At 57.1% G+C, this 26,205-nt stretch carries 30 protein-coding genes; 27 read left to right on the top strand and 3 right to left on the bottom strand.

The features are described 5' to 3' along the window. Positions 1-10: 10 nt before the first annotated feature. Positions 11-271, bottom strand: a complete 261-nt coding sequence (locus AC1Z3F_RS05795) for a GlsB/YeaQ/YmgE family stress response membrane protein (RefSeq protein WP_483566767.1) — start codon at positions 269-271, stop codon at positions 11-13. 201 nt (positions 272-472) lie between these two features. On the opposite strand from AC1Z3F_RS05795, the gene AC1Z3F_RS05790 reads away from it, so the two are divergent. Genes AC1Z3F_RS05790 through AC1Z3F_RS05765 form a run of 6 tightly spaced genes read left to right on the top strand, consistent with a single transcriptional unit; the run spans position 473 to position 3,188 of the window. Then, complete coding sequence (locus AC1Z3F_RS05790) at positions 473-730, top strand: hypothetical protein (RefSeq protein ID WP_483566766.1); 258 nt, start codon at positions 473-475, stop codon at positions 728-730. Then, positions 720-1,418 (top strand): hypothetical protein, encoded by a 699-nt coding sequence (locus AC1Z3F_RS05785; protein WP_483566765.1) that lies wholly within the window; start codon positions 720-722, stop codon positions 1,416-1,418. The genes AC1Z3F_RS05790 and AC1Z3F_RS05785 overlap by 11 nt, the downstream gene beginning before the upstream one ends. After that, entirely contained in the window at positions 1,415-1,630 is a 216-nt protein-coding gene (locus AC1Z3F_RS05780; protein WP_483566764.1) for a hypothetical protein, read from the top strand. Before AC1Z3F_RS05785 ends, AC1Z3F_RS05780 begins: the two co-directional genes overlap by 4 nt. Next, positions 1,627-1,959, top strand: coding sequence for a hypothetical protein (locus tag AC1Z3F_RS05775; RefSeq protein ID WP_483566763.1), 333 nt, complete (start codon positions 1,627-1,629; stop codon positions 1,957-1,959). Before AC1Z3F_RS05780 ends, AC1Z3F_RS05775 begins: the two co-directional genes overlap by 4 nt. Before the next feature lie 9 nt (positions 1,960-1,968). Then, positions 1,969-2,406, top strand: a complete 438-nt coding sequence (locus AC1Z3F_RS05770) for a hypothetical protein (RefSeq protein ID WP_483566762.1) — start codon at positions 1,969-1,971, stop codon at positions 2,404-2,406. Then, positions 2,403-3,188, top strand: coding sequence for a hypothetical protein (locus AC1Z3F_RS05765; protein WP_483566761.1), 786 nt, complete (start codon positions 2,403-2,405; stop codon positions 3,186-3,188). Before AC1Z3F_RS05770 ends, AC1Z3F_RS05765 begins: the two co-directional genes overlap by 4 nt. 702 nt (positions 3,189-3,890) lie before the next feature. Here AC1Z3F_RS05765 and AC1Z3F_RS05760 read toward each other — a convergent pair. Further along, positions 3,891-4,259 (bottom strand): hypothetical protein, encoded by a 369-nt coding sequence (locus AC1Z3F_RS05760; RefSeq protein ID WP_483566760.1) that lies wholly within the window; start codon positions 4,257-4,259, stop codon positions 3,891-3,893. A 48-nt stretch (positions 4,260-4,307) separates the two neighbouring features. Here AC1Z3F_RS05760 and terL point away from each other — a divergent pair, with 48 nt between their 5' ends. From terL to AC1Z3F_RS05690, 14 genes are all read left to right on the top strand, one after another. Further along, on the top strand, positions 4,308-5,813 hold the full coding sequence (gene terL / locus AC1Z3F_RS05755; RefSeq protein ID WP_483566759.1) for a phage terminase large subunit: 1,506 nt from the start codon (positions 4,308-4,310) through the stop codon (positions 5,811-5,813). 18 nt (positions 5,814-5,831) lie between these two features. Further along, positions 5,832-7,385, top strand: a complete 1,554-nt coding sequence (locus AC1Z3F_RS05750) for a hypothetical protein (protein WP_483566758.1) — start codon at positions 5,832-5,834, stop codon at positions 7,383-7,385. Positions 7,386-7,399: 14 nt separating this feature from the next. After that, positions 7,400-8,452, top strand: coding sequence for a phage minor head protein (locus tag AC1Z3F_RS05745; protein ID WP_483566757.1), 1,053 nt, complete (start codon positions 7,400-7,402; stop codon positions 8,450-8,452). Positions 8,453-8,621: 169 nt separating this feature from the next. Then, positions 8,622-9,803: a hypothetical protein gene (locus tag AC1Z3F_RS05740; RefSeq protein WP_483566756.1), complete on the top strand. Its 1,182-nt coding sequence runs from the start codon at positions 8,622-8,624 to the stop codon at positions 9,801-9,803. A gap of 12 nt (positions 9,804-9,815) precedes the next feature. Beyond that, on the top strand, positions 9,816-10,160 hold the full coding sequence (locus AC1Z3F_RS05735) for a capsid cement protein (protein ID WP_444613444.1): 345 nt from the start codon (positions 9,816-9,818) through the stop codon (positions 10,158-10,160). Between the two features lie 17 nt (positions 10,161-10,177). Further along, positions 10,178-11,257: a phage major capsid protein gene (locus AC1Z3F_RS05730; RefSeq protein ID WP_483566755.1), complete on the top strand. Its 1,080-nt coding sequence runs from the start codon at positions 10,178-10,180 to the stop codon at positions 11,255-11,257. A 26-nt stretch (positions 11,258-11,283) separates the two neighbouring features. Further along, complete coding sequence (locus AC1Z3F_RS05725) at positions 11,284-11,655, top strand: hypothetical protein (protein WP_483566754.1); 372 nt, start codon at positions 11,284-11,286, stop codon at positions 11,653-11,655. Continuing rightward, entirely contained in the window at positions 11,655-12,074 is a 420-nt protein-coding gene (locus AC1Z3F_RS05720; protein ID WP_483566753.1) for a DUF6093 family protein, read from the top strand. The genes AC1Z3F_RS05725 and AC1Z3F_RS05720 overlap by 1 nt, the downstream gene beginning before the upstream one ends. 10 nt (positions 12,075-12,084) lie before the next feature. Then, positions 12,085-12,450, top strand: coding sequence for an HK97-gp10 family putative phage morphogenesis protein (locus tag AC1Z3F_RS05715; protein ID WP_483566752.1), 366 nt, complete (start codon positions 12,085-12,087; stop codon positions 12,448-12,450). Between the two features lie 4 nt (positions 12,451-12,454). After that, positions 12,455-12,877, top strand: a complete 423-nt coding sequence (locus tag AC1Z3F_RS05710) for a hypothetical protein (RefSeq protein ID WP_483566751.1) — start codon at positions 12,455-12,457, stop codon at positions 12,875-12,877. 11 nt (positions 12,878-12,888) lie between these two features. Further along, positions 12,889-13,104, top strand: a complete 216-nt coding sequence (locus AC1Z3F_RS05705) for a hypothetical protein (protein ID WP_483566750.1) — start codon at positions 12,889-12,891, stop codon at positions 13,102-13,104. 2 nt (positions 13,105-13,106) lie between these two features. Next, entirely contained in the window at positions 13,107-13,625 is a 519-nt protein-coding gene (locus AC1Z3F_RS05700) for a phage tail tube protein (protein ID WP_483566749.1), read from the top strand. A 105-nt stretch (positions 13,626-13,730) separates the two neighbouring features. Next, positions 13,731-14,384, top strand: coding sequence for a hypothetical protein (locus AC1Z3F_RS05695; RefSeq protein ID WP_444613437.1), 654 nt, complete (start codon positions 13,731-13,733; stop codon positions 14,382-14,384). Between the two features lie 5 nt (positions 14,385-14,389). After that, positions 14,390-14,722, top strand: coding sequence for a hypothetical protein (locus AC1Z3F_RS05690; RefSeq protein ID WP_483566748.1), 333 nt, complete (start codon positions 14,390-14,392; stop codon positions 14,720-14,722). Here AC1Z3F_RS05690 and AC1Z3F_RS05685 read toward each other — a convergent pair. Beyond that, positions 14,719-15,396 (bottom strand): DUF732 domain-containing protein, encoded by a 678-nt coding sequence (locus tag AC1Z3F_RS05685; RefSeq protein ID WP_483566747.1) that lies wholly within the window; start codon positions 15,394-15,396, stop codon positions 14,719-14,721. The genes AC1Z3F_RS05690 and AC1Z3F_RS05685 overlap by 4 nt on opposite strands. An 82-nt stretch (positions 15,397-15,478) precedes the next feature. Between AC1Z3F_RS05685 and AC1Z3F_RS05680 the strand changes: the two genes are divergently transcribed. From AC1Z3F_RS05680 to AC1Z3F_RS05650, 7 genes are all read left to right on the top strand, one after another. Further along, positions 15,479-20,074 carry a phage tail tape measure protein gene (locus AC1Z3F_RS05680; RefSeq protein ID WP_483566746.1) on the top strand — a complete coding sequence of 1,532 codons (4,596 nt, stop codon included), beginning with the start codon at positions 15,479-15,481 and terminating at the stop codon, positions 20,072-20,074. A gap of 12 nt (positions 20,075-20,086) precedes the next feature. Continuing rightward, a complete protein-coding gene (locus AC1Z3F_RS05675) occupies positions 20,087-20,803 on the top strand; it encodes a hypothetical protein (protein ID WP_483566745.1) in 717 nt (238 codons plus the stop codon). 9 nt (positions 20,804-20,812) lie between these two features. After that, positions 20,813-23,011: a hypothetical protein gene (locus tag AC1Z3F_RS05670; RefSeq protein WP_483566744.1), complete on the top strand. Its 2,199-nt coding sequence runs from the start codon at positions 20,813-20,815 to the stop codon at positions 23,009-23,011. Beyond that, positions 22,981-23,442 carry a hypothetical protein gene (locus tag AC1Z3F_RS05665; RefSeq protein WP_483566743.1) on the top strand — a complete coding sequence of 154 codons (462 nt, stop codon included), beginning with the start codon at positions 22,981-22,983 and terminating at the stop codon, positions 23,440-23,442. The genes AC1Z3F_RS05670 and AC1Z3F_RS05665 overlap by 31 nt, the downstream gene beginning before the upstream one ends. Before the next feature lie 217 nt (positions 23,443-23,659). Beyond that, entirely contained in the window at positions 23,660-25,249 is a 1,590-nt protein-coding gene (locus tag AC1Z3F_RS05660; RefSeq protein WP_483566742.1) for a carbohydrate-binding protein, read from the top strand. A 215-nt stretch (positions 25,250-25,464) separates the two neighbouring features. Further along, positions 25,465-25,887, top strand: a complete 423-nt coding sequence (locus tag AC1Z3F_RS05655) for a hypothetical protein (protein ID WP_483566741.1) — start codon at positions 25,465-25,467, stop codon at positions 25,885-25,887. A gap of 9 nt (positions 25,888-25,896) precedes the next feature. Then, complete coding sequence (locus AC1Z3F_RS05650) at positions 25,897-26,205, top strand: hypothetical protein (RefSeq protein ID WP_483566740.1); 309 nt, start codon at positions 25,897-25,899, stop codon at positions 26,203-26,205.

The following is a 26,205-nucleotide window of genomic DNA, read 5'->3' as shown; positions in this document are numbered from 1 at the left end:
GTCGCGCAAACTACGCCTTCTTGCGTGTGATCAGTCCCCAGATAACGAGGACGATCAGCGAGCCGCCGATGGCCAGCAACCAAGTCGAAAGCGACCAGAAATTGTTCACTCCAACGTTGAACAACGCGGAACCGATCCAGCCGCCAAGAATGGCACCAACAACACCAAGCACCAGGGTAGCGAGCCAGCCGCCACCCTGCTCACCAGGCTTGATCGCCTTAGCGATCGCACCAGCAATAAGGCCTAAAACAATCCAACCAATGAAACCCATAACTTCCTCCTATTGGGATCGAGTGACTTCGTTCAGCATCAGGACTGAGATGCACTCGGAAAACAATACAGGTCGATGCACAGGTTTCACTAATCAGAAACATAGGAGGCGAGGGTGACACCGTTGGAAATCCTCGAATCGCACACGGTGAAGCGGCCGTGGAGTGAAGCCAGTCGGATGCGGTGCAAGTGCGGGGAAGTCGTGACCGCTGAGACGGAGGACCAGCTGTACACCCTACACCGCGCTCATGTTACTGAGGTCCTGGACAAGCACATGCAGGAGCGGGAAGCCAAGCTACGTGATCTTATCCGCGACTTACTGGACATGGATGACTGCTGGTTCGACCACCACGGAGGATGCCAAGCCCACGGATACCTGTCCTTGAAGCCTGGCGAACTTTGTCCGCACGCAGAAGGTAAGCAACTACTCGGAATGGAGGAACCGGCCAATGGTCGTTAGAGTGACCGCTGAGAACCTGGGCAAAGCGATCAAACGGTACAAGGGGGACCCCGCCTACGCGCCAGGGCAGGAGCGCGACGGGAAGCTGATCTGTGGGGCGAAGAAGCGCGGCAAGGTCGAAGCGTGTGGATCCTCCCCGGTACCCGGTGGCACCAGGTGTGGCCGGCATGGTGGGAACAGCCCGAAGGCGAAAGCAGCTGCGGAGCAACGCACCGCCGAACAAGAACTCACGCACGCAGTTGGCACCCTCGGCATCGGATCCAAGTACCCGGACGTCGACCCTGCCCAAGCACTCCTGCAAGAGATCCGGATCAGCCACGCACACGTCCAATGGCTCCGTACCAAGGTAGCCGAGGTGGAACCCAACGAGCTTGTATGGGGGATAGCAAAGACTGAAGTTGGTATCGGTGCCCAAGGGCCCGTTGATATGACCGTTCAGGAAGCCGGCTTCAACACCTGGTACCAGCTTTACACGAAAGAGCGTGAGCACTTCGCCAAGCTCACCACCATGGCCTTGAAAGCCGGTATCGAGCAGCGTCGCATCGAACTGGAAGAGCAGAAAGCCGAACTCGTCGTGGTCGCGTTGAAGCAGATCTTCGCCGCGTTGAACCTCTCCAAGATCCAAGCCGACATGCTCCCCACCATCGTCCCCAACGCCCTACGCCAACTCACCGGAGGCACACCATGAGCGCCCACAATCGCGTCTACCGCGAAGGCGTGATGTACCAAAGTTCGTGCACCTGCGGATGGCACGCATACGGTGCGCGCTACCGATATGAAGCCGACGAAGACCTGACCCGCCACATCACTGAGGAATGGGACAAAGAGAAAGCCCGTGCAGCAACCGAGAAAGAACGCATCCGACTACTTACCCAAGGACAGAACTGGGACACACCATGACTCTCACACGCGAAGCAAAATACCTATCCGGCGCAGACCTCGGCAAAACCATCAGCTACAAGATACTCGACCCAGAAACCCGCGAAACCATCACCCACACCGGGCGCCTAGTCAAAGCAGACCACCAACTGAACCTCATCGAAGACACAAGTCTCTGCGACCCGCACCCCACCTACAGCCTTGGCGAACCCGCCTTCCGAATCGAACTGCTCAGCGCAGGAACATTCATCACCGCCAACCTAAGCCCAGACCACCCCATCACCATCACCGGCGAACCATCCCCAACAAGGCTAGACCTACACCGATCAGTACTCGACCAGAACGAATAGGATTAGGGCATGGCAGATTTATCTTGGATACACACTCTAATCGGGGTCGTCGGCACGCTAATCTCTGGTGGCCTTGTTCAGGGCTATCACATCGCCAAGGACCGTCGAGATCGCAACGAGAAGCGTATCCAGTCGTTGAATCACTATGCGCGGGCGTTGCAAGATGTAGCCGACAAAGCGTCATTGGCTGAATATCAGTTTGAGATCAAAGGCGATTACGGAACCGTGGTGGAGATGCTCCAGGCTCGTAAAGACGCGTACCCGTACCTTTCGGAAATGGAAGGCAAGAAAGGGTACAACGATCTGATATCACCAGCAGTGCTCCTCGCAGAAGATGCGCACCAGCCTCCCTCCTACCGAGAAGTGGCATATTCGGCAATTGCCCAAACTCTGCGCGACCATATCAAAGAAAATCCAAAGCCACCCCGTCGGAAGAAAAAGAAATGACCTGCAAAGTTTGTGAGTACAGCACCGCGGCCGGCCTGTACTTGTGCAATCAGTGCGATGCCCGATTCCGTGCAGTGTTGGATCGTGTGCCGGCGACGTTGAAGACGGCGGGGGAGACGTTGGCGAATCAGGGCGTGCAACCCCGCGTCGGGTCAGCTGGAACGTCGGCGCCGGGTGCGCCCCTGAATCTGGACATGGCTGAACGGCTCAGCGAATACGAGCGCCGACTCACCGAACTCGCGCATTGGGTGAACGGGCGGGAGGAACCACAGCACCTGCGGATCTTCACCACCACGTTCCACTCTGCAGAGTACCTCAGAGCCGTGGCGCACACGATGCGGAAACGCGAGTATGTTGGCGACATCTATCTAGAGTTGCGTGACCTTGAATGGCGGGTACTCTCCGCAGCAGACCGGCCAATTCAGAAGCGTCCGCTGGGGGAGTGCGGGGCGCTCAACCTCGGCACAGACGGCACAGTCACCAAATGCGCTGGCATCGTCGAAGGCCACGAAACAGCCACCACCGGCCGATGCAAAGAATGCCACCGCCAACACGACCTCACCGACCGGATCACCGACCGGTTCGCGCAAGCCTGGCACCATGTCGCACCACTCGCCGTCGTAGTCCGCGCCCTCAACGATGCCGGCTACTCGATCAACTACGAACGAGCGAAAAAGTGGGCGCAACGCGGCAAACTCCACCCACGATGCGACCTCAAAACCCGGCAGGAGGGACACTCACCAGCCGAAGTCCTCAAAGTATTGCAATCAATTTCCATTTGAACATGGCTTCCGACCGTTTCAACTGGACAATCTGCCTCGTTGTCCCATAGGCTAAAGCCAAGATCGAAGAACTGTAACCAGTGAAGATCCGCGCCGCGGGTGGAACACCTACTGCCATTGGAACGCTGACAGCAGGACTACGTACCCCCAAGGCGTAGACACATCCTGCCAAGACCGGCACCACCGCACGCACAACTAAATAGCCCCTGAGGTACACGAGACCTGGGGGAGCGCTACCGGGTATGTCCCCGCCAGTTCACGACTGAGTAGCGCACGACACTGGTTTGCTCATGGCCAGTAGAAACCCGCCAACGCACGGGCGGGTCGGCATGGTTCCCCGCCGAATTGAAGCGGACCACCAACGGCTGATAGCTCAACGGGGTAGCCCCACATATCCGCTAGCGCTGCTGCAGCAGGACGGCTAGGGAATTACTGGACGGGTTCAGAGCACCTCCCATGGGGGAGAAGATACGGGTTCGAATCCCGCAAGCCGACGAGGGGTTCCTGCCAACCCGCACGACTCCAATAGTCGCGACGGGCGCTAAGACTGGACATGATCCGAAACTGTAAAAGTTCGAACGGGTATCCAGATCTGCCCCACACACCCTTGACGGCGGCCAACAAGCCGACACAACACACAAGCGACCCGCTACGCGAGGCGCACACCGCGGACAAAAAGACCGCCGTCAACAGCATAACGGGCTACGCGTCAATCGTTGCGAAAGACCACCATTCGATTATTGAGTTTCTGCCGATATCGAAGGGGTTGTTCCATTCGGTCTTTCCGCCTCCAGGCTGTCCTTTATCCGTGTGTACTCTAACGGTTACAGATTGGACTATGGCAACGACCTTGGCAGTTCCATCATCGATCCAGTAGAACCGATCCGAATGGCCCCGATATCTCTTCAACTGGACGGGTTTTCCAACTTCTACAAGAAACTCTTCGTTGTTGTGTCTGAAATGAACTTTAGCTATTCGATCCTGTGGATTACCGTTCTCTTCTCTTCCTGACAGCTTTGCGTACGCAGATTCGTGATCTTCCGTGCTGTTCCCATAAACAAAAAATTCCATTCTTCAAGATTACGTCTATTGCGTACCTAGACTGCAGGAGGTGCTGCCGTGTCTGCCGCTTACGACTGGGCGGAATACGCGGCCCGAGCGTTCGAAGTTCCAGAGCATGACTGGGAGACCCCCGGACAGCTGGCGAAGGCTATCGAGCCCACCACGCTGCAGACCCCCGCACTAGACCTAATCGACGAGTACCTGGTGAAGGTCGAAGCAGGCGAGATCGATCGTCTGATCATCAACCTGCCGCCCCAGGAAGGAAAATCGACCCGCGTAACCACGATCGGCCCGCTCTGGTTCCTCACCCGAAACCCGGACCGACGTATAGCTATTGTTTCCTACGCCCAAGACCTCGCTGACGAGTTTGGCAGGAACATCCGAAACCACATCGCATCCAACGATGGTGATGACGAAACCCTTGACCTCGGGCTACGTGTTGCCAAAGACAACGGCGCTGCACGACGTTGGAAGCTCGAAGCCAACAAGGGTGGCGTCCGCTCAGTCGGTATCCGCGGTGGTCTAACAGGTCGCGCTGTTGATGCGCTGTTCATTGACGACCCCATCAGCAACCTTGAGCAGGCTTACTCGAAAACCTATCGTGAGCAAGCGTGGGGGTTCTGGCAGTCAGTCGGTATCACCCGCCTCGCACCCGGGGCTCCAGTCATCCTTGTGCTGACTCGCTGGCATGCCGATGACCTAGCCGGTCGGTTGCTCGCTGGTGAAGACGCTGACCGCTGGACTGTACTCAACATTCCTGCCGAAGCTGTCGAAGGCGACCCGCTAGGGCGTAAACCCGGTGAATGGCTCGAATCAGCCCGACAGCGTACCCCACACCAGTGGGAACAGATCAAAGTATCTGTCGGCCCCAAAGTGTGGCAATCCCTCTACCAAGGCAACCCAACCTTGGACGACGGCGGCGTACTACCAACAGAGTGGGAACGCTACGACCAACCACTCTGGATCGAACACCCCGACGGCAGGCACACAGTGCCCGGTATCGACCGCGACGATCACGAACTCATACAGTCATGGGACCTCGCATTCAAGGGTGAGAACACCAGCGACTACGTTGTTGGCCAAGTCTGGCTGCGCGTCGGCAATATCGCCTATCTGCTAGACCAGGTGCGCCGGCGGATGAACTTCAACGAGACCTGTGACGCGATCACAGCGCTCACAGCGAAGTGGCCTGAAGCGACAGCGAAGCTCGTGGAAGACAAAGCTAACGGCCCAGCAGTGATGAACTCGCTCAAACAAACCATCATCGGCCTGATCCCAGTGGAACCAGTCGGATCCAAATACGCTCGCGTATCCGCCGTTTCACCATTGGCGTTCTCAAAAAACATTGTTCTCCCATCCACCACGCTCTGCCCATGGATAGAACACTTCACCCAAGAAGCACTGTCATTCCCTGCAGGCGCCAACGATGACCAGCTAGACACCATGTCCCAAGCAGTCAACCAGTTACTCCTACACCGGATAGACAGTGTCGAAGACGAACTAGTCCAACCTGACGAATACGACGTCCTGGACGAACAGGGCTACTACCTATCCCAGTACTAACGAAACGAGGTGTCACCCATGGGCATACGCACGTGGCTTGGATTCACCCAAGAATCAGACACCACCACAGCAACTGAGACAGTCCCTGTAGGCACCGTGGGCACACTCGAACACAAGATCGAGAACCTCACCGAGTCCATGGCCCAATTGTCGTTAGCGCGTGAAGACGCTGGCTGGGAACGAATCCTGCAGGACGGACAACGAGAACTCACCCCAGAGGCACGGCGTCGCAACGCTGAACTATGCCGCATATTCGCGATAGCTAACCCGCTAATCAAACGTGGGCTAGAACTACGCGCAGCATATGTTTTCGGGCAAGGCGTAGGAACCACAGCCACCGGAGAACAAGTCAACGACATCGTTCAAACATGGCTGGATGACGCCGAAGTACGCGAAGTCTTCGCAGGACCGCAAGCCCAGGCACGCAACGAGCTCGCATTGGGAACTGACGGCAACGTGTTCTTCGCACTCTTCACCAACCCACTCACAGGGCGTGTGAAGCCGCGAGTGATCCAGTTCGAAGAAATCCAAGAACAAGTCACTGACCCTGAAGACTCGTTGACAGTCCGCTATTACAAGCGGGTCTACAACAGACGCACCACCACAGGCGACGAACAAGAAATCATCACCTACCATCCGCGCTACGACTACCGCCCACAGATCCGCCAACGCTTCTACCGGCCAGCCGGTTCAAACGAACAGCACGAAATCGTGTGGGATGCCCCGATCTACCATGTGAAGGTCAACGCCCTCACCGGTTGGCAATACGGCATCGGCGACGCATACGCAGCAATCCCATGGGCTCGCGGGTACAAGGAATTCCTTGAATCATGGGCTGTCATGATGAATGCGCTGTCCAAGATTGTTTGGCAACGCGTCGGCAAGTCCGGGAAACGTACTACTGCTAACGCCCGTCGTGAACTGGAAAAGATCCCGGGCATGACAGCTGGTGGCAGTGTGAACGCTACGGATGACACGAAGCTTGAAGCGATCCCTAAGACTGGGGCGACCATCGACTCCGAGTCGGCTAAACCCCTGGCTGCCATGGTAGCCACTGCGTTGGGTATCCCAGTGACCATGTTGTTGGCTGACCCCGGCCAGACCGGCGCACGAGCTGTAGCGGAAACATTGGACAAGCCAACCGAACTGACCATGCAGGGCCGACAGGACGTGTGGCGTGAAGCTCGCCGTCAGATCCTCGGCTACGTCATCGACCATGCAGTCATCGCACCACGTGGGTTACTGCGTGGTCAAGGGAAAACTGTTCGTGACGGTGACCGGCTAGAGACCATCCTCAACAACGAGGAAGACCGCACGCTAACGATCACGTTCCCGGACATCTCCAAGATCGACGCTAAGACGATGATGGAAGCCTTGGAAAAGGCAGACGGTCACATCCCACCGTTGCTTCTTGCTGAACTCGTCATGCGTGCGTTGAACGTGCGTGACGTTGACGAATGGTTGGCTGAACTGCAGGACGAAAACGGCAACTTCATTGACCCGATTGGTGCTGCCGGTCAAGCCGCTGTGGATGCATTCCGCCGTGGTGAAGACCCAGCAGAAGAAGTATAAGGCGGTGATGATCGGTGGCTGTCACAGACGAAACACTCTTGATAGCCGCCGACACACGCCGGCGACTGCAACGCATGACCGACGAACAAGTCATAGAACTAACCCGGTCATGGGTGGACGCGTGGGATTCACTCACACCGTTATTCAACGAAGCCCTATTGGATCTCTTGCACGGTGCGCCTGACCGGTTGCCCCGTGCAGTAGTTGCACGTAACCGGCGCCTACAGTCCGCTCTCCGGCAAGCAAGAGCCACACTCAATGAGCTAACCCGCGGCGCGAACGAAGTCATAGAAAACAGTCTCGCTGAAGCAGTCCTCGACGCTGTGAGCTCACACCAAGCAGTCCTACAGTCACAGCTACCAGCAAACCAAGCCGGTGTGTCATTCAACTTGGATGCACCCGCGCCGGAAGCATTGGACGCAATCGTTACCCGAACGACCCAACAGATTCATGCGGCAAGCAAGCCGTTGGCTGGGTGGGTTGTTCAAGCGATGCGCCAAGAACTAGTGCGAGGCATAGCCGTCGGTGACAATCCTCGTGAAGTGGCCCGCAAGCTGATGAAAGCTACCGAAGGACACTTCAACGGGGGACTAGCCCGCGCAACCAGGATCGCCCGCACAGAGATGCTGGACGCACACCGCAACGGGTCGCTAGCTGCGGCTAAGTCAAACACTGACTTGCTGACCGGTTGGAAGTGGCAGTGCACGCTAGATCGGCGCACCTGCCCATCCTGCCTATCGAAGCATGGCACCTTGTACCCGGTAGACGAGTTCGGGCCGATTGACCATCAGAACGGCCGGTGTGCACGCATTGACATCACCAAGTCGTGGGCTGAGCTTGGCTTCACAGGTATTGACGAACCAGCCGACACCTTCCCCGACGCACGCACTTGGTACGACGGACTCACCGACGACTCCAAACTAGCAATCATGGGGCCAACCCGGATGCAGCTACTCAACGACGGTCAAATCCAATGGGAAGACCTCGCCACACTCCGCAAATCAGACGCATGGCGAGACTCCTACACACAAACCCCAGTAAGAGACCTACAAGCCATCGCTTCGTGACGGCTCATACTGCACCGTCCCACACCACTTACAGACAACCGACATGGATCCGCCAGTCGGACGCAAGTACACCTTGCCGACCCGCCACTCATGGCCCGGGCATGCCCCCGGTTCACCTGGTGTGTCATTCGCGTTGTCTAACCCCATGACCATGATTATAGGAGGCCCCGTGCCTAAAAGAATCCGTGAAGCGGCCACCGCAACCCGGCGCGGTCCCGGACGTATCCTGCTCACCCTAATCACGCCGGGTCAAGGATCCAGTGGTGGCTACACCCCAGAGGTGTTGGCTACTGCCGCTCAGGAGCGTGCTTTCCCTCGTGGCACGTTGGGAATGATCGACCACGACACCCCAACAGAGATGATTGAACGCCCCGAGGGTTCACTCCGAAACCTTGCCATCGTCCTCGACGAAGACGCATACATCGGCGAAGGCGGGGCGCTACAGGCCGAAGCCAAAGTAGCTTCCGCATGGCGTGACCTAGTCGAAGACTTCCACGAACACATTGGCGCCAGCATCTTCGCCAGCGCAGAGATTAGTACAGACGAGTCAGGGAAGAAAGTCGTTGAACGAATCATTCCCGACCCGTTCAACCGTGCCGACCTTGTGACCGTGGCAGGCCGTGGCGGAAAAGTCGACCAAATCCTAGAAGCAGCCAAAGCCATAGAGTCACGGTCCATCATCGCTGAAGCAACAGCCAGCGACGTGCGCATGTGGTTGCAAGCCACAGTACGCGCCTCCCACGACAACTATGCCTGGGTAGCTGACCACGATGACACCTACGTCTACTACGAAATCGGCGACAAATACTTCCGGCAGGCCTACGAGCTAACCGGCGTAAACGTCACCCTCACCGGCGACCCAGTTGAGGTACGCCGACGCGTCGAATACGACCCCGTCATTCTCCCCGCCACTCCGGCCGGGGTAACCGAAAACAAGAAGGAGGAAGCCTCCATGGCAACCACCCAGATTGAGGAAGCAGAGCTGACCCAGCTCCGCGAGTCCGCCGGCCGGGTCACCGCCCTAGAAGCGGAACTGCAGGCCGAAAAGGACGCACGAGCACAGGAAGCCGCAGAGCGTGCGACCGAAGCTACCGCGAACCGCATCGCAGAAGCCAAGCGCATTGTCGTAGAAGCCTTCGGCGAAGACGCACCAGCGCTCTACACCCGCTTGGCCGAATCTGCAGCCACCCCGGACGACTTCGACGCAGACAAGTTCCGTGCAGAAGTCACCGAAGCTGCAGCGAAGAACGAAGCCGACCAAGGTGCAGGCCAGCCACGCGGACTTGGCTCCCAGACCATCACCGAGTCGAAGACTTCTGTCTCCGACGAAGACATCATCAACGCACTCTAAGGAGGCAACACCGTGGCAAAGAACCAGCGTTACACCAACGCCCTACACATCACCGTCACCGCCACCAAGGCGATCAAGTCCGGCGACCCAGTACAGGTAGGCCAGATCTCCGGCGTAGCACAGATTGATGCTGCCATCGGCGAAAAGGTCACCATCTGGTTGGACGGTTCCTGGGACATCCCCGTTACCGGTGCTCTCGCCACCCAGGGCCTGCCCGTCTACATCACTTCGGCTGGCGTACTTACCGCCACCGCGACCGGCAACACCCCTTGGGGCGTAGCGCTCGCATCGAAGACCACCGGCACCGCACCCGTTGAGGTCGTGCCGCTCGGCTACACCGCTGGCGCAACCGCCTAAGAAAGGAAGTCAACACCATGACTCACGAAATTGCACAGGAAGGCTTCCGCCGCGCATCCTCCCACGAAGAGCGCGTCCACGAAGCCGCCAAGCTGTTCGGTGCCGGCCGCACCGGATCCGACCCATTCGCACAGGCACGCCTGCTCGAAGCATTCAGCACCGACGACTTCCCAATCCTGCTCGGTGACGCATTCACCAAGAAGGCCATCGCAGCCCAGAAAGCTGCGGTAAAGGAATTCGAACCAATCCTCACCAACATCACTGTGGACGACTTCAACCGTCACAAGCTGGTTGACCTGTGGGGCTCGGACGAATTCGAGACCGTGAAGGAACTCGAAGAGTACAAGTCCGGTTCGATGAACGAAACCGAACTGACTCACGGCGCTGAAAAGCACGGTAAGTCTTACGGCCTGTCGTGGGAGCTTCGCCGTTCCCGCCAGTTCACCGCACTAGCCAACTTCCCTGTAGTACTGGGCAACGGCTCGGTCAAGGGCCAGAACAGCCGTGTAGCAGACCTGCTGGTCGACGCTACCGCCGGCAACTGGAGCGCTGACTTCTTCGGCACCGTGGACACCAAGAAGTTCACCGCTGACAACCTGGATGCTGCTATCAAGCAGTTGTCACAGATTGTTGACCACCGTGGCGATCTGGTCGACGTGTCCAACCTCGTGTTGGTTCACTCGGCTGGCCTACGCTCCGAGGTTCTACGCGTACTGAACGCATACGAACTGGAAATGCAGGTCACCGACGGCGCGAAGGTCACCAAGACCCGTGTGCAGAACCCATTCAAGGGTGTTGTCACACCACTGGAATCCCGTGCGATTGGCAAGCGTCTCGGCGCTGCACAGTCCACCGGTTGGGCTTTGGTTCCTGCCGGTTCCTCGGATCTGCCAGCAATCATCCGCACCTTGCTTTCGGGCGAGGAAAACGTGGACATCCGCGTCAAGCGTGACCAGGGCGAACGCCCAGGCGGTGGCACTGTACCGGTTGATGCAGGATCGTTCAACGACGATTCCATCTGGTTCCGTGGCCGCGACGTTTACGGTATCGACAAGGGCTTCACCTCAGGCGTTTATGCCTCGAACGGCACGGTCTAAACACATCGGATAGGGGAGTGGTGGTCATGGACTACGAAACACCAATCAAGCACGTGCGTGTACTAATCGCAGACATGGCCACCCCTCCACTACTCGACGACCAGACCCTGCAAACCTATTTGGAGTTGCAGGGCTGGGAAGACGGTGCCCGGTGGGCTGTCTACCGGGCTGCCGCTGACGCGCTCGACGCTATCGCGACGAGTGAAGTCCTGACTTCGAAGAAGATACGCACGCAAGACCTATCAATAGATGGGCCAAGCGTTGCTGCTGAACTGCGCAAGCAAGCCACAGGCTTACGTCAGCGTGCTGACAATGAAGACCCTGACTTTGGTGGCGTGTTTGAAATCATCGACACCGGATCCGGGTTGAGTGAGCTTGAATCGTGGAGGGCCTTCTAATGCCTTTCCCCGGAACCGGCATCATCCCGGCTGGTTGGTCTGAGCATCATCGTCCGGTGGTTGCTGGTGGCATGACTGCGGACTGTGTCATTGAGCGTGTCACTGATGGGCCAGCACCATTCCCGATACCTGACGGGTGGACGGGACGCACGCCGGTTTGGTCTGGGATGACACGTATTCAGGAGCTGAAGCGTGAATCAACAGCGTTCCCAACAGACCAACCAACTGAGTCACGCCAATATCTGATTCAGCTCCCGATGCTTGCGGTGAATCCGCTTCCACCACTTCACGTGGGGGAGCGCGGCGACATCGTCACCAGCAACGGGGTTGAGTACACGCTCAAACAGCGCATGACCGGATCCGAGTTGTGGGCTAACGACTTCATCGCATGGGAAAACCAAACCCAACAAAACCCTTAGGCGGTACCCCATGAGCTTCGATGCATCGGAACTGCGATCCCTCGCTGCAGATCTCGGCACTGTTCCTAAGGTTGCCGGTCAACTAGCCAAGATAGCGGTGAAGAAGACGGCGAAGGATATTGAAGCTACTGCTAAGACGCTTTCCCCGGTGAAGACAGGCAATCTGAAATCATCCGTCAAAACTAGCGACTTGCGGAGCGTCTCGCACGATTCACCATCTGCCGAGGTTCGCGCATCTGCCAATTATGCCGTCTATGTCGAGATGGGTACGTCGCGTATGGCGGCTCGACCGTTCATGGGCCCGGCAGCGGACAAGCACGAACCAGCGTTCGCGCAGGCAATGGCGCAACTCGCAGCAAAAGCAATAGGCGGGTAAGTAAGTGGACGCTACACAACTGAATACAGAGCTCACGGCCACCCTAAAAGCAATCCCCGCTTTAGGTGGCCGTATCTATGACGGGTACGTACCCGAAAAGCTCCCCGCCGACGGCGCAGGCTACATCCTCCCGTACGTTCTACTGCTCTCCGGAATCACCGCCGACATTCAAGACCCGGACCTCACCGGCAAAACAGACACCCAAGTTCACGACTGGGCGCCACAAACTAACTGCGTCGGCCCCACGCCAGCACACTCACGCATGTGCGCCCAATACGTCGCTCAAGCACTCACCAACACCCGCATAGGGAACCACTGGCTCAAACCCGACGCAAACGCGTTCCGGGTAGCAACGCCACTCACAGACAACCAGGTCACACCGGCCCGGTTCTACCTGCCGCTCTCATGGCGGCTCACCACCAATTAGGAGGCCAACCCTTGGCAACCCCCAAACAGGTCACTGAGCCAGCCACCGCGCCGGCCAACACCGTGACCGAACCAGTCAAACCACAACGCGTGTACGACCCAAACAAGAAAGTACGCGTGTACGACACCGTCACCGGAGAAGTCGTTCGCCGACCAGTCCCAGAAACGTGGGTCGACGGACGATTCCCACGACTCAAAGAAGTTCCTTCCCAGAAAGCAGGTAAATAGCAATGGCCGCTCCCGGACCAAAGATGCTGAACACCGCGAACCGTCGCCTTGACTGGGTGCCGACCATCGCGAATATCAAGAGCCCAACCGCGGCAGAGCTCAACGCTGGCGTGCAGCTGACTTGCCTCGTAACCGCAGCCGATTACAGCTTCGGCGTAACCGGTACCAACATTGTTGTCGACCAGTCTTTGTGTGACGACATCGAAGCTGGTGCGCCTGGTATCGACACTGTTGAAGCTGCCTTCAACATGTTCCGATTCAAGGAAACCGCCGACGACATCGCGTGGACCACGTTCACCGATAAGGACATCAACGGTTACCTCGTGGAGCGTATCGGTCAGGTTGCTGACGGCGAAGACCCATCAGATACGCCATATGTGGCTGCTGATGAAGTATCCGTGATGCAGGTGACCACCTTGACCCCACGCCCACTGTCGCCAGCTACGGCTGGTTACGAGAAGTTCGGCATGTCGTTTGCTCCGCAGGCGTTCAAGGCTCGTGCCATCGTTGCTGGCCCATAGTCGGTAACCGCAGGTAAAGACCAGTCCGGGTAGGGGTGCTTGACTCCCGCCCCTCCCCGGACTCTAAACCTTTTAGGGAGTCTCCCAAACCTTTAGGAGTCAACCGTGTCTGAAAACATTGCACCAAACGCCGAACTAGACCTCGACCAGTGGCTAGCAACCGGCGAACGAAACACCCACAACGTCAACCTCTACGCACGCATGGACCTCATCGCCGAGGTCGAAGCACTCGAAGCCCAGAAACAGCCTGTAGAACAAGTAGCTGAAGGCGACGAAGCACTAGGCGGCACCAACAACCCCAACGCCGAACTCGAAGCACAGATCGACGACCTGTGGAACCGGATCGACCAGTCCAAACGAGTCTTCCGCGTCACCGCACTCACCAAGCAAGAAACCGACGCGATCCGCGAAAAAGTCTTGGACGAATGCACCGACAAGATAGACAAAGCAGCCGCCATGGGCCGGACCGAAGCGAAGAAAACCTGCAAGCGCATGGAAATCACCGTGCCCGCAGACATCAACGCCTACCTCCGCATCGGTGTCAAAGAATTCACCGACAAGGTCATCAACCACGAAACCACGTTGCGGATGATCGCTGAAGCCACCAAAATGCAGGTCGGTGAAGGGTGGAAGCAACTCACCTTGGACCAGACTCGAACCTTGTACGAGAAGCTCGGCGAATCCCAAATCGGGTTACTCGCAGATGCCGCATACAAGGCGAACAACGAGACCCCAGAGGTCACCGTCCCAAAATCGTAGCGGCCATGACAACACGGCGATGGGGACACTTCATCACCTGGGCTAAAACAGCCCGGTCGTGGAGGATCCCCGTCACCGTCTTGTTGGGCTTCCGTGCAGACAACGGGCGATGGTTGGAGCAAGACCGCGTCATGGCGTTGGCCCTGCAACAGTACGAGGACAGCATCCACTCATGTGGTGTCCCGTCATCCATCGGTTTCGGAGATGACAATGTCGGTCGTGTCGAGTGGAAAGAAACTATCTGCCACGCATGCGAAGCTAAAGAAGCCGCACACAACGACAACAAAAACAACCAATACCCAGGACAACTTTTCTACCCAGTATGGGACCAGGACTAGCTGTCAGGTAGTTCATCACCATGCTCTGGGCACAGAGTTCCCACCGAAATTCCGAGGATCGCACCTAGTTGTTCCGAATTGAAATCTTCACCCGCTAGTGGGCTTAGATAATTGAGAACGTCTTGATGGTCGCCCGTGTCATAGATTTCGCAAACTCTGTGTCCAATGGCAAGTGCAGGTCGGAAATCGTAGCTGGCAAAACTCGCAGGGTCATCGAGAAGCCATTTCTTAAACTGATTCTCATATACATCTAGTTCAGTTGTATCACCCCAAGAAATAAGTTGACCTCCCATTTTTTCTTGAAGTCCTTCAGGGTTTGGTGCATTTATTATCCAATTTTCACCAACCAGCCATGTTGATGAATCCATTCCCTGAAGGGCTGTCTTTGATTCATCGACACGCTTTTGTACTGTCTCTGAAGACAGGTAAGTCGACAGCACCGTCGAGTCAGAGCATGTAGCCGACTCTGCCGAATATTTCACACCGTTGCCCTGCTCATAGCTCGGGCATTCGCCACCAGCATTTACGAATGCGTCGCGCAGGTCATTCACCGAATCGTAGCGAGCTATTGGCGTTGAAGACTCAGATCCGGTTGCCGCTTCATTGGTCCCGGCGCTGCATCCTGTCAAGGCAAGCATGGCCGTGACAGAGAACGCTACGGCATATTTTTTCATTGTTTCTCCGCTTCGAAAAATGCGAGTTATCGAGGCTGATTCTAGTCACTTTCGTACGAATAATTGAATAGGCGGTGCCAATGTGGCTGAGCGCGATGTAATAGTCCGAATCAAAGCCGAAATTGGCGCTTTCAAACGCGATATGGCCGCCGCCGCTGACGCCGCAAAGAAGACCGCTAACGAAACTGAAAAGGCCGGTCAGAAAGCGGAGTCAAGCATTGGGCGAATGGCTCAGACGGCTTCAACTCATGATCGAGCTTGGGGGCAGGTTTCAAGCGGCATGGTTGCCAGCGGTACGGCAATCGTTGGCGCTCTCGCTCTCTCCACCAAAGCCGCCATCGATTGGGAGTCCGCTTGGACTGGCGTAACCAAAACTGTTGACGGTTCACCTCAGCAGATGGCCCAGCTGGAGGGTGAACTCCGGAACCTTGCAAAGACGCTCCCGTCTACTCACACAGAGATTGCCGCGGTTGCTGAAGCTGCCGGACAGCTCGGCGTAGCCCGTAAGGACGTAACTGGCTTCACTAAGACGATGGTCGACTTGGGGGAGTCCACCAACCTCACTGCTGAAGAAGCCGCCACAAACATCGCGCAGATTAGCAACGTGATGGGCACGATGGAGCGTGAAGGCTCCAAGGGCGTCGAAAGGTTCGGTTCTGCACTGGTAGCACTCGGTAACGATGGTGCTTCCACAGAGTCCGAAATTCTGTCGATGGCTCAACGCATCGCTGGCGCTGGTGCAACGGTTGGAGCGTCTGAAGCTGACGTGCTCGCCTTGTCGAACACCCTGGCTTCCATGGGTGTGAAGGCTGAGCTCGGTGGCGGTGTCACCACCCGTGTCCTACTGAAGATGCGTAGTGCCGTTGATGAAGGTGGAGACAGCCTAGAGTCATTCGCCAAGGTCGCCGGACTCTCTGCCGACGAGTTCGCAACCAAGTTCCGCGAATCACCAGTAGAAGCATTGGACTTGGTGTCCAAGGGTATCCATGGTGTGAACGAAGCAGGTGGCAACGTCACCGCGACCCTGAAAGAAATGGGCATCAAGGGCACTGAGGAAACTCAGGTCATGCTCGCCCTCGCCAACTCCGGCGACCTACTGTCTGATTCGCTCTCTCTCGGGGCCAAGGCGTGGGAAGAAAACACTGCACTAGCTGAAGAAGCTGGAAAACGCTACGAGACCGCACAGTCTAAGATCCGTATCGCATGGAACAATATTAAAGATGCTGGCATCGATGCCGGCGCAGTCCTGCTGCCGGCCGTCGCAGGAATAGCTGAAGCGGTCGCTGATCTGGTCGGCGCATGGCAAGACCTACCAGGACCAGTAAAAACCGTACTGACCGTAATGGGTGGCGTCGCTGGGGTAGCTTTGCTGGCCGGTGGTGCATTCGCCAAGTTCGCGCCAAAGGTTATCGGCGCTGTTGGTGGCCTTCGTGACCTCGCAGGTGCGTTGCGCAAGGGCAATGATGGGCTGGCCGGCACTGCCAAATCTGCTGGCGGGTCTGCTGGCGCAATGTCCAAGATGGAGAAAGCCGCGCTCGGCGTAGCTGCAGCCTATACCGCTATTGCTACAGCCGCCGCTATTGCATCGGATGTCCGTAAGGGCTTCGACAAGAAGATAGATTCCAGCGAGTTCGTAAATGCCCTCACCGACATTACGGACAGCGGCGACAAAGCATCCGAAGCACTCGACAAAGTATTCAGCGGATCAGTAGCAACCGGCAAACAAGAAATCGCAGGGTCGAAGTTCGGTGGCGTACCAACGGCAGTCAATGACATTGCGTCTGCGATGGATCGCCTATACAAAACGAGCGTGTACGACAAAGCTAACGACTTCCTTGGAACCTGGCTTCCCGGAGTAGAGTCTGGATCCGAGGTTGTCCGCGGAAACTTGGGCAAGATGGACCAGGCGCTGAGCGATCTCGCTGGTAGTGGGAATTTCTCAGATGCTGCAGCCGGGTTCAAGAGCGTCATGGATTCCGCCACTGAACGTGGCGGTGATGTTCAAGACGTTATTGACATGTTCCCGCAGTATCGGGATGCCGCCTATCAGGCATTGACTGCTAATGGTGAAACGCAAGTTTCGCAGGAGCGTCTTGTTCAGGCGATGCTTGACGGATTGCCAGCTGGCGAAGCTGCCGCGCAGGGTGCTACTACAGCAGCTGAAGCATACGAGCTTATCGCTGCGGATGCTGAAGCTGCAGCGCAGAAGGTTGACGACTTCTACGATGCGATGGTTCGAACGGGCATGATCGTAATCGGTGAGAACGAAGCGATCCGTGGACTTCAAGAAAGTATCAACTCTGCGTCAGAAGCTATCGATGCAAACGGCAAGGTCGTAAACAAGAGCGGTGAAGCAATAGACAGTACTTCACAGAAGTACTTGGAAAGCGCTGCAGCCCTCGACGGAATTGCTTCTAGCACTCTCGGTGTCATTGATCCCATGCGTGAAGCAGGGGCCACCACCGCTGAGATGGCTGAACAGATCGCGCATGGTCGTGAGAACTTCATCGAACAAGCAATGGCGATGGGTTACAGCAGGGAGGCAGCGTCAGCGTATGCCGATCAGCTGAACTTGATTCCCGGCTCGGTGTACATCAGTTTCGATTCGAACACTGACGACATCGGTGCCAAGCTGATTAGTATTCACGAGCTCGTCAAGGCAACACCGGACGGCAAGATCCAGATCGACGAGAACAGCCCGCAGGTTATTGCTGCTCTTGAAGCGATGGGTTACAAGGTAACAACGTTGCCTGACGGTCGTATCGAAGTGACTGACAACGGTACAGCGGAGGTGACAGGTAAGAAAGCTGACGCTGTCGCTAATAAGTACCGTGAAGCTCAGATCAAGGCGCAAGCTACCAACACTGGTACAGCAGACGGAGAGTTGGATACGGTCGCTCAGGCCCGTATCGCAACGATTACCGCTAACCCAATTGTTGGTGGAGCAATCGCCGCTTTGAATGCTGCGGCCGCTGACCGTTGGTCAACCATTCACACCCGCGTAGTCATCAGTGGCGGTCAAACTTCCACTGGGCGTGGTGGTCGTGGCGGTTTGACTGAGAACGCTAACGGTGGCCGGGCAAGTTTGCCTGGCTACACCGACGGCGGACAGTTGCCTTCCACTGGGTTGGGTACTGATCAAATTCTTGCGATGACCTCCAAGGGAAACCCAATCGCTTGGGTGGATGACCGCGAATGGATCATCAACAACAAGAGCTCCGACAAATACAACGGCATTTTGTCAGCCATCAATCGCGACGACCCTGCAGTACAGCACCTTGCTGGCCTCGCATCAGGTGGCCGTGTTGGAGCGCAACAGTCCAAGGTTGACAAGCTACAGCGTCAGTTCTCGTTGATGTCTGGGGATAAGAAGAATAAGGCTCGTAAGGCGGCTCTCAAGGCTGATTTGTACGACGCTAAGTACGAGCTCAAGCAACTCAAGGCTGAGGCTACAGCGTCTAAGAAGTCTAGCGATTCTTCTAAGAAGGCTTCGGACAAGGCGGCTAAGGACGCTAAGAAGCGTGCTGACGAAGCTAAGAAGAAAGCTCAAGAGGCAGCCAAGGAAGAACGTGAGCGTCAGGGGCGTTTGTCTGAGGCTCGCTTTGATTTGTCACGTGATTTGAAGCGTGGCGAAATCACAGACAGCTTCACCTCGGGCTCGGGTATGAGCGTTGTTGACAAGTTGTTTGAGCAGTCGAAGAACAAAGACCTGTCTAAGGGTAAGCGTTCATCGTTGCGGTCTACTGCGTACGGCATGGAACGTGACCTGCTGCGGCTAGAGAAGCAGTCAGACACGCTATCGATGTCGCTCGACAAAGCCACGTCAAAGCGTGATGATCTGCTCTCGGCTCAAAAGGGTGTGCAATCCTCCATGGTTGGCGCATTCGACTTGGGTGGCCTAACTGGACAGAAAGATCAGTGGGGCTACAACAAGTTCGCTGGCAAGCGCGGGTTACTGTCCTTTGGTAAGTCCCTGGCTGGTGGAGCTAAGAAGCTGAACGGCAAAGTTGCAAAGCTTCAAAAGCTCGGCTTCGGCGAAAACATGATCCAGCAAGTCATTGACGAATGGACTAGTTCAGGAACCTTCGAACTAGCCGACGCAATGCTGTCCATGACTAAGGGCGAACGGCACAGCTTCATCGGATCGTTCAGGTCATTGGAATCGACCGGCCTCAACGTCGGCGAATCACTGACCCGATCAATGTCCAAGGGCGGTATTGACGCCGCGGAGGGTCTGGTCAAGGGTCTGGAATCCAAGAACAAGAACGTTGAGGATGCTTTCTACAAGCTCGGCAAGAGCGCAGAGAAAGCTTTCCGACGATCCTTGGACATGCATTCCCCGTCAAAGACTATGGCCATTGGCGGTGTCGATTCTATCGACGGTGTGATTGTTGGTGCCGAGAGTAAGCGTCAGCAACTGATCGACACCTACACGTCTTTGGGTGATGATGTGGCTTCGGCTTATCAGCCAGGGCTTGCTGTTCCACCGTCGTATGAGGTGTCACAGTACGCGTCAGCTCAGGCATCACCGTCTGCACGAAATTTCACCGATGGCGACTTAACTGCGTTGGCGCAAATCATGTCAACGGTTCAGCTCAACGCCCAGTTGAACGTGAATGGTCGGCAGGCTGGCGCGCTGGTGCAATCTGGTCAACGGCATATCAACACACACAAGTAGGAGGAACACCTGGTGAGTGGTTTCTATTTCGGCCCCTTGGGTGCAATGCGTCCGCTGGTCGTTTCGGCTGGGGTGAATGTAGAAACTGGCCGGGGGTTCTCCGAGTTCGTTAGTTCTGGCGGGGTGCGGCATGTTCAACGTGGACGTGCCGCACCCCGCACATGGCAAGTGTCTCGGCAGTGGCAGGACCCTGAATGGGTGCGGGTTCTCTCGTTGGCTGCGCATGGGCTGATCGGTGAGTGTTGGCTCTATGACGTGGCCGCAGCTAGACAGAACATGATCCCCGCCCAGCTTTCTACTGGGCTTGGGTCTGCTGTGCAGGTTGGTGGCCTGCCTATGGGAGCGCTCACGGTAGGGCATCAGGTGCGCCTTCCGGTCCTCGCTGGGAGGCTCTATTCATTGTCTGGGTGGCGTGCCACCGATGGGGCACTGTTCACCTATGCGATGGGATCAGCAACACCGATCACCGTATACAGCACAGGCGGCAACGGGTCAGCATCTTTCACACCCGCCACCGATACAACGATCACCATCACCGTGACCGGCTCCAACGTGTCTGGTCTCAGACTCAACGAAGGGACCTTCGACGGAGTGTTCCACGCTGGCAACGGCACACCCTGCCGAGTTGCAGTCAAAGACCCAGAGCAGGTTCTGCAATTGGTCACTGATCAAACCCGTATCGACTACACGGTCACCTTGCTTGAAGTAGGGAAAGCCGGCCAACTATAAGGAGGATGCATGCAGCAGAAACCAGCAGGATGGCCAGAAAGCTACTCGGTGGAAACACTGCCAGAGTTTGTGGTGGAACTGCCCGGCAGTACATGGCCTCCATCCGTCGGTGACGCCCCGGCTGGTTCTGCGGTCGTAGGGCAATGGTCTGTTGACCGTCAGCTCACCGGTGGCATGCTACCAGGGCAGGTGCGTGGTGCGTCGGGGTTCAGTATCGCTTCAGGGCAAGTACAAATACCGCAACCTGATACCGAAGTGCTTTCGCCGTGGGGGCGCGGCGGGGCACGCATGTCACCGGGAGGCGCATGCACTCTCTATGCCACCCATGACGGGGCGGCAAGTCTTGCGCGGTTGAAGCTAGGGCAGTTCGTGATCGCACCGATACGTGGAGCGAGTACGTCCGGCACTATCGATTTGGAACTTGACGAAGCGTCGATGCGGTTGCGCCGACCAGTGTCCTTCCCATGGCGACGCAACGAAGTACGGGCCGACCGTTTCGAGATGGACGCAGCATGGGTGCTCGACCAGACCGCCCGAGCTGCCGGGTATTGGCAAACGCCTGGGACACGTAGCTCCACGATCATGTCATTGCCTCTGGTCGGTGGAACGATGGCTGAGCGTGGAAACACGATCACGGCGACCGCACCTGAGTGGACAGAATTTGATGGGAAACCAGGTCTTGGACCCGGTGGCATTGTGATTGTGGACTGCTCAGCAACACTACCGAAAGCCCGTGAGATTCATGTGAGCGCGGACGTCGCAGGCACCGGCGGTCAAGTTGTTGTGTCGACGATGTGGTTCAACTTCCGTGGCGATCACGTGATCATCTCCCATGGGGCACAGGACTGGACCATCCCGTACCCGGCAGGCCCAAACTTTGACATAGCTCGGGTGCGAGTCAGCGTAGAAAACGCAACGAGTCTAACCCCGACGATCACCGTTCATTCATCAGCTACCCAATCATCAACACCCTTGACGGTGACACTCGCGTCAAAGATCATCGCGAGCGACAACCATAAGATCGCAGTGCGCACCGACGCTGCGCCTGAGGGTCGGTTCATCCGGTCAGTGATGGTCGAGAACGCACCGGTCAACGACTGGGCTTTCACCCCAACTGCGAAGATCAATCTCACCGGCTCCCCATTGCATGCGGCCTTTGACGCAACAGGCACTGATGGGTGGAGTATGGCGCAGGCCATCGCTTCAGCAACCTTTGGTGCTATATGGGTGGACGAGTCAGGCGTGTTCACCTACAAGAACCGGTCAGCGATGCGCACCGGAAACATTGTCGAATCAGTAGAAGCGTTAGACAGCATCGAATCCCTGGACTGGGTGATCGACCCCGCAGACACTGCGGACCGGGTCGAACTGTCTTACACTCCAACACGAGTTGTGGCCAGTGACGAAGCGACCACCGTATGGGAAGCCACCGACACGATCCGTGTGGGTATCGGGCAGACCATTACTATTGTCGCTGAACTCAACGGTGCCGTGTCTAGGCTGTCGCCGTTCAAAACGCTCTGGGATACCAGCGCGGCTGACGTACGGTTCTCCCGATGGGCTGCTGCAACCAGTGCTGAAGGTGGAGGGGAACACCCGTCAAATAAGGCGCTACGCATCACCGCCACAATGACCGGAATCAACCAAGTCACCTTGAACATCACCAACACGACACAGGACACGCTCTGGGTCGTGGACGGCAACGGAGACCCGTGCTTGATCTTACGCACCTCAACACAGGTGATCCCCGGCGAACAACTGACGATCTGGGCGGGAGAGCCGCTTACCCGAGCTATCTCAGTACTCACGCTGGATTGTGGTTCATGGGTTCAAGACTCTGGCATCGCCCAAGAACTCCTGTCATGGGTATCAGGCCAGACACGCCAAGCGAAAGCAAAGATCGAGCAAGTCAGGGTGAAACCAGACCTCGCCCGACAGCTCGGCGACGTCGTCCGACTAACAGATGGCCATACCGGCCTACTGTCCAAAGCACTCATCGTCGGCGTAGGCAACGGTGGCGACGCAAGCGGATACACGCAACGCCTTGACTTGGCACTGCTCGCGCTGACCTGGGATGACTACGACCAATGGTTACAACAGCACGGAATTGACACTTTCAACGAACTTGACCAGTGGCTCCAAGACAACAACATCGACACGTTCAACACGTTCGACGAATGGGGCATCGACTTTGGAGGCGAGCTATGAGCACACCAACAACATCCGCAGCACCAGTAAGCCCCACAGTCAGCGACAACCCATGGAGCGGTTCGTTCCGGCAGTGGTTCATCAACATCACCGAGTGGATCAAAGCGTTATCCCCATCCGGTGAGTCGTTCTACGACACGCGCCGGGTGCAAATGGCGCCGGGGATCGACTACCGGCGAGTAGGCAGGGAAGTGGAGATCAGAGTCTCTGTCACAGGTTCATTTCCCGTCGGCCTCTCCACCGCTTCCGCAGCGCTCGTCCCGCCAGCGTTGTGCCCGCCTGGAACCAACGCCCGCGGCGAAGCGTACATGGGCGACGGGCAGATCGGGCAGATCTTCGTAGATGCGGCCACCGGAGATATTGGGGTCGTCCAGCAGACCGGGGCGACCAGAACCATCGCCCAGGGCATCGTCCGCTACATGATCGACTGATGGGCACCAGCGATCCGGTGATGCTCCGAGCCATTGAGCAACGCAGGCAGGTCGCGACAGAAATACAACGCCTCCTCGAAGCCACGACTGAGCCCACCGAAACAGTAGACCCACCAGCATAGACACCAGCAAAACCAATTTGGATGCAAGCTACGGCGGCAGGAATGATCCTGCCGCCTTTGTCATGCCCAAAAAACCATCTTTGGAGGCAACCCATATGGGCCGCAACATTACCGTCGACGCTCGAATTGGAGGCGGCGACGTCCGAGAAATCCTGTTCGGCGAAATCACTATCGAGCCAACCAGCCTCCGCCACGACGGATCCACAACCATCCTCCCGGCAGCTACACGCGTAGGCCTGTCTAACGGAAAAGCCACCATGCTCAACATCGCCGTCTCACCGGACGGGCCGGAACCAGATTGGGCTTACAAGGTCACACTCAAAGACCACATCAACCATCGGGCATGGTCAGAAATCGTCGGGGTGCCTGACGGTACGACCAGCATTGCCTACTCCCGACTGCCACGATTTACCACCATAATCCCCGGCGGTACCACAGCAGCCCAATTACAGAACTGGGCCGCTCAAACGGAGGCAAACGCCGACCGAGCCGAAGCCGCCGCGCAAGCCGCCGAAGCGCCAACCGACACAATGAACAAGAACCTGATCGTCGATCAGGACAGTCAAACCCGATCCGCACTCGATACCGCGATCATCGACATGCTCGGCCCCGTCATCTCAGACACCCCCATCGTCGTGCGTGGACACTCCTACACCATCATCCCCGGCGCTTACGTGCAACCCGGGCAGGAATGGTCGAGCGTGCTGGCTGCCAAGCTTGGCACCACCCGAACCAGCTACGGACGTTCCGGTGCACGCATGATCGAATGCGCCGCCATGGCCATCGCCCCATCCGTGCCGGGTATCAGTGGAGCCAACACGCACCAGCCCGGCACCAAAGCGCTGACCATCATCGAATGTGAAACGAACGACGCCCTCTCAGGGCCCGCGACGGCACAGGGGCGGCTCGGGTTCGAGCACGCGCTACGCGCCCTACTGGCGACAGTGACAGCGGCGAAACGTATCGAGTCCAACGCCTCGTCGGTTACGACCACCGGGACATGGAACAACTTCACCAGCAACCCGATTGGCTCCGGCGGCTCCACTCGATACACCGCCGTCAACGGGAACACACTCACCTTCAACAATGTCGAAACCCCACTGGGTAAGGCGTACATCCTCACGTTCGTGCACGAGCAGGCCGAAGCTAACATCGGATCGCTGACTGTCGAAGTCGACGGCGTGGACCAGGGCATTACCTGGAACGGCGGCGGCAAGATGCAACAGTTCACCTCCCTTGTCACCAGCACCGGGTGGCCCACCTACAGTCACGCGGTGATCCCGGTGAATATCCCGAAGACTGGTTCGCACACCGTAAAAATCACCAAGGGTGGCGCCGCATCATCAGCTTATGTTGATGCACTGCTTATCCCCGGCGCGGTGCCTCCTCCCGTGTTGGTGCTCAAAGACCCGCCGGTCGGGGCACTGACCACGCAGGCCCGACAGGATGCGTGGGCTGAGAACAGCCCATACCTTCACTCGATCATTGACACCGTAACCGCCGAGTTCAGTTCGGCGCGAGTTGTTGACCTCGGGCCGGGGTGGGATTACACCACGATGGCATCCACGGATGATTCCGCTAAGTTCCATCCCAACGCGACCGGCATGCAATACATCGCCGATACCCTCACCATCCCCGCGGTGCACCGAAATCTTGCGCACGCGTCAGCCGGAGCGTGGGCATGAGGCACGTAGCACAAGGGATACAACAGGCGATCACCGTCAGTATCGACGTGAACGCCATGAACACCTGACTGCTCGCAATCTAAACAACCACTCGCGCCAAACAAAGCGCTCACAGGGGCGCATTTTTTATGCCCTCCGCACGGGTGCCCCAAGATTTGAGGTAACAATGCCTACACAACGTTTTCAGCCGCCCCGTAACCTGCCGAGGTGTTCGTATGTCTAACCCGCATTGGACGGTGAGTCTTTGGAATCGTATTCAGGAGCCTCGCCTTGTGTCCGTTGTTCAAACACTCATTTATGTGCTCTGCTTCATCGGCGGACTAGTGACCATTTTGGACCCGCCGCGCAGTATTGAGGGTGCTTTTGGTAACGGTGTCACGTTGGCGTGGGGGTTGTTCGCGCTCATCGGTGGCGCGATGGGTGCTTATTCAGCGCCGACCGGGAAGTGGCTGATTGAGAAGCCCGCGATCATCGCCTGCGCTACTGCGATCACCCTGTACGCCGGCATCCTTGTTTCACTGCACATAACTCAGGCGGGCAACCGTATCCCGCAGATTGTTTTCGTCCTCATCGGATTACTGCATTTCATCAACAGGTACTGGCGGATCAAACCGTATTCGTATGAGCCCGGCAAGTAGGAGGCCAGTATGGACGCTCCGCAAATATGGGCGACGATAGCGATCATGGTAGGCAGTGGTGGTTTCCTCACTGTCGGTATTCAGGAGTTCGCTAAGTGGCGGTCAGGTCGTTCTGAGTCGGAACGCAACGAGAACCTGTCTCTCATGCAGCGTGTGTCGACTGCTGAAGCGTGGCGCGAATGGGAAGCCACCTACCGCCGGTTGACCGCTGAGCATTGTTCACACGTGCGCCGGATCGCTATCGAACACGGTGCAACGTTAGAACAAATCGGCGCATGGCCTTCCCCGCCAGAAAAACCACAAACCAACAAGGACTAG

This window comes from Glutamicibacter sp. MOO4 (assembly GCF_056934395.1).
The sequence above is the reverse complement of the archived record's forward strand: the minus strand, read 5'-3'. Positions and strand labels throughout refer to the sequence as shown.

Bases quoted from the DNA above. Each gene is read 5' to 3' on its own strand.
- AC1Z3F_RS05685 (WP_483566747.1), bottom strand. From the start codon at position 15,396: ATGAAAAAATATGCCGTAGCGTTCTCTGTCACGGCCATGCTTGCCTTG.
- AC1Z3F_RS05725 (WP_483566754.1), top strand. From the start codon at position 11,284: ATGGACTACGAAACACCAATCAAGCACGTGCGTGTACTAATCGCAGAC.
- AC1Z3F_RS05720 (WP_483566753.1), top strand. From the start codon at position 11,655: ATGCCTTTCCCCGGAACCGGCATCATCCCGGCTGGTTGGTCTGAGCAT.
- AC1Z3F_RS05650 (WP_483566740.1), top strand. From the start codon at position 25,897: ATGGACGCTCCGCAAATATGGGCGACGATAGCGATCATGGTAGGCAGT.
- AC1Z3F_RS05660 (WP_483566742.1), top strand. From the start codon at position 23,660: ATGGGCCGCAACATTACCGTCGACGCTCGAATTGGAGGCGGCGACGTC.
- AC1Z3F_RS05780 (WP_483566764.1), top strand. From the start codon at position 1,415: ATGAGCGCCCACAATCGCGTCTACCGCGAAGGCGTGATGTACCAAAGT.
- AC1Z3F_RS05700 (WP_483566749.1), top strand. From the start codon at position 13,107: ATGGCCGCTCCCGGACCAAAGATGCTGAACACCGCGAACCGTCGCCTT.
- AC1Z3F_RS05770 (WP_483566762.1), top strand. From the start codon at position 1,969: ATGGCAGATTTATCTTGGATACACACTCTAATCGGGGTCGTCGGCACG.
- AC1Z3F_RS05765 (WP_483566761.1), top strand. From the start codon at position 2,403: ATGACCTGCAAAGTTTGTGAGTACAGCACCGCGGCCGGCCTGTACTTG.
- AC1Z3F_RS05795 (WP_483566767.1), bottom strand. From the start codon at position 271: ATGGGTTTCATTGGTTGGATTGTTTTAGGCCTTATTGCTGGTGCGATC.
- AC1Z3F_RS05655 (WP_483566741.1), top strand. From the start codon at position 25,465: ATGTCTAACCCGCATTGGACGGTGAGTCTTTGGAATCGTATTCAGGAG.
- AC1Z3F_RS05785 (WP_483566765.1), top strand. From the start codon at position 720: ATGGTCGTTAGAGTGACCGCTGAGAACCTGGGCAAAGCGATCAAACGG.
- AC1Z3F_RS05750 (WP_483566758.1), top strand. From the start codon at position 5,832: ATGGGCATACGCACGTGGCTTGGATTCACCCAAGAATCAGACACCACC.
- AC1Z3F_RS05760 (WP_483566760.1), bottom strand. From the start codon at position 4,259: ATGGAATTTTTTGTTTATGGGAACAGCACGGAAGATCACGAATCTGCG.
- AC1Z3F_RS05715 (WP_483566752.1), top strand. From the start codon at position 12,085: ATGAGCTTCGATGCATCGGAACTGCGATCCCTCGCTGCAGATCTCGGC.
- AC1Z3F_RS05665 (WP_483566743.1), top strand. From the start codon at position 22,981: ATGGGGCATCGACTTTGGAGGCGAGCTATGAGCACACCAACAACATCC.
- AC1Z3F_RS05690 (WP_483566748.1), top strand. From the start codon at position 14,390: ATGACAACACGGCGATGGGGACACTTCATCACCTGGGCTAAAACAGCC.
- AC1Z3F_RS05670 (WP_483566744.1), top strand. From the start codon at position 20,813: ATGCAGCAGAAACCAGCAGGATGGCCAGAAAGCTACTCGGTGGAAACA.
- AC1Z3F_RS05730 (WP_483566755.1), top strand. From the start codon at position 10,178: ATGACTCACGAAATTGCACAGGAAGGCTTCCGCCGCGCATCCTCCCAC.
- AC1Z3F_RS05775 (WP_483566763.1), top strand. From the start codon at position 1,627: ATGACTCTCACACGCGAAGCAAAATACCTATCCGGCGCAGACCTCGGC.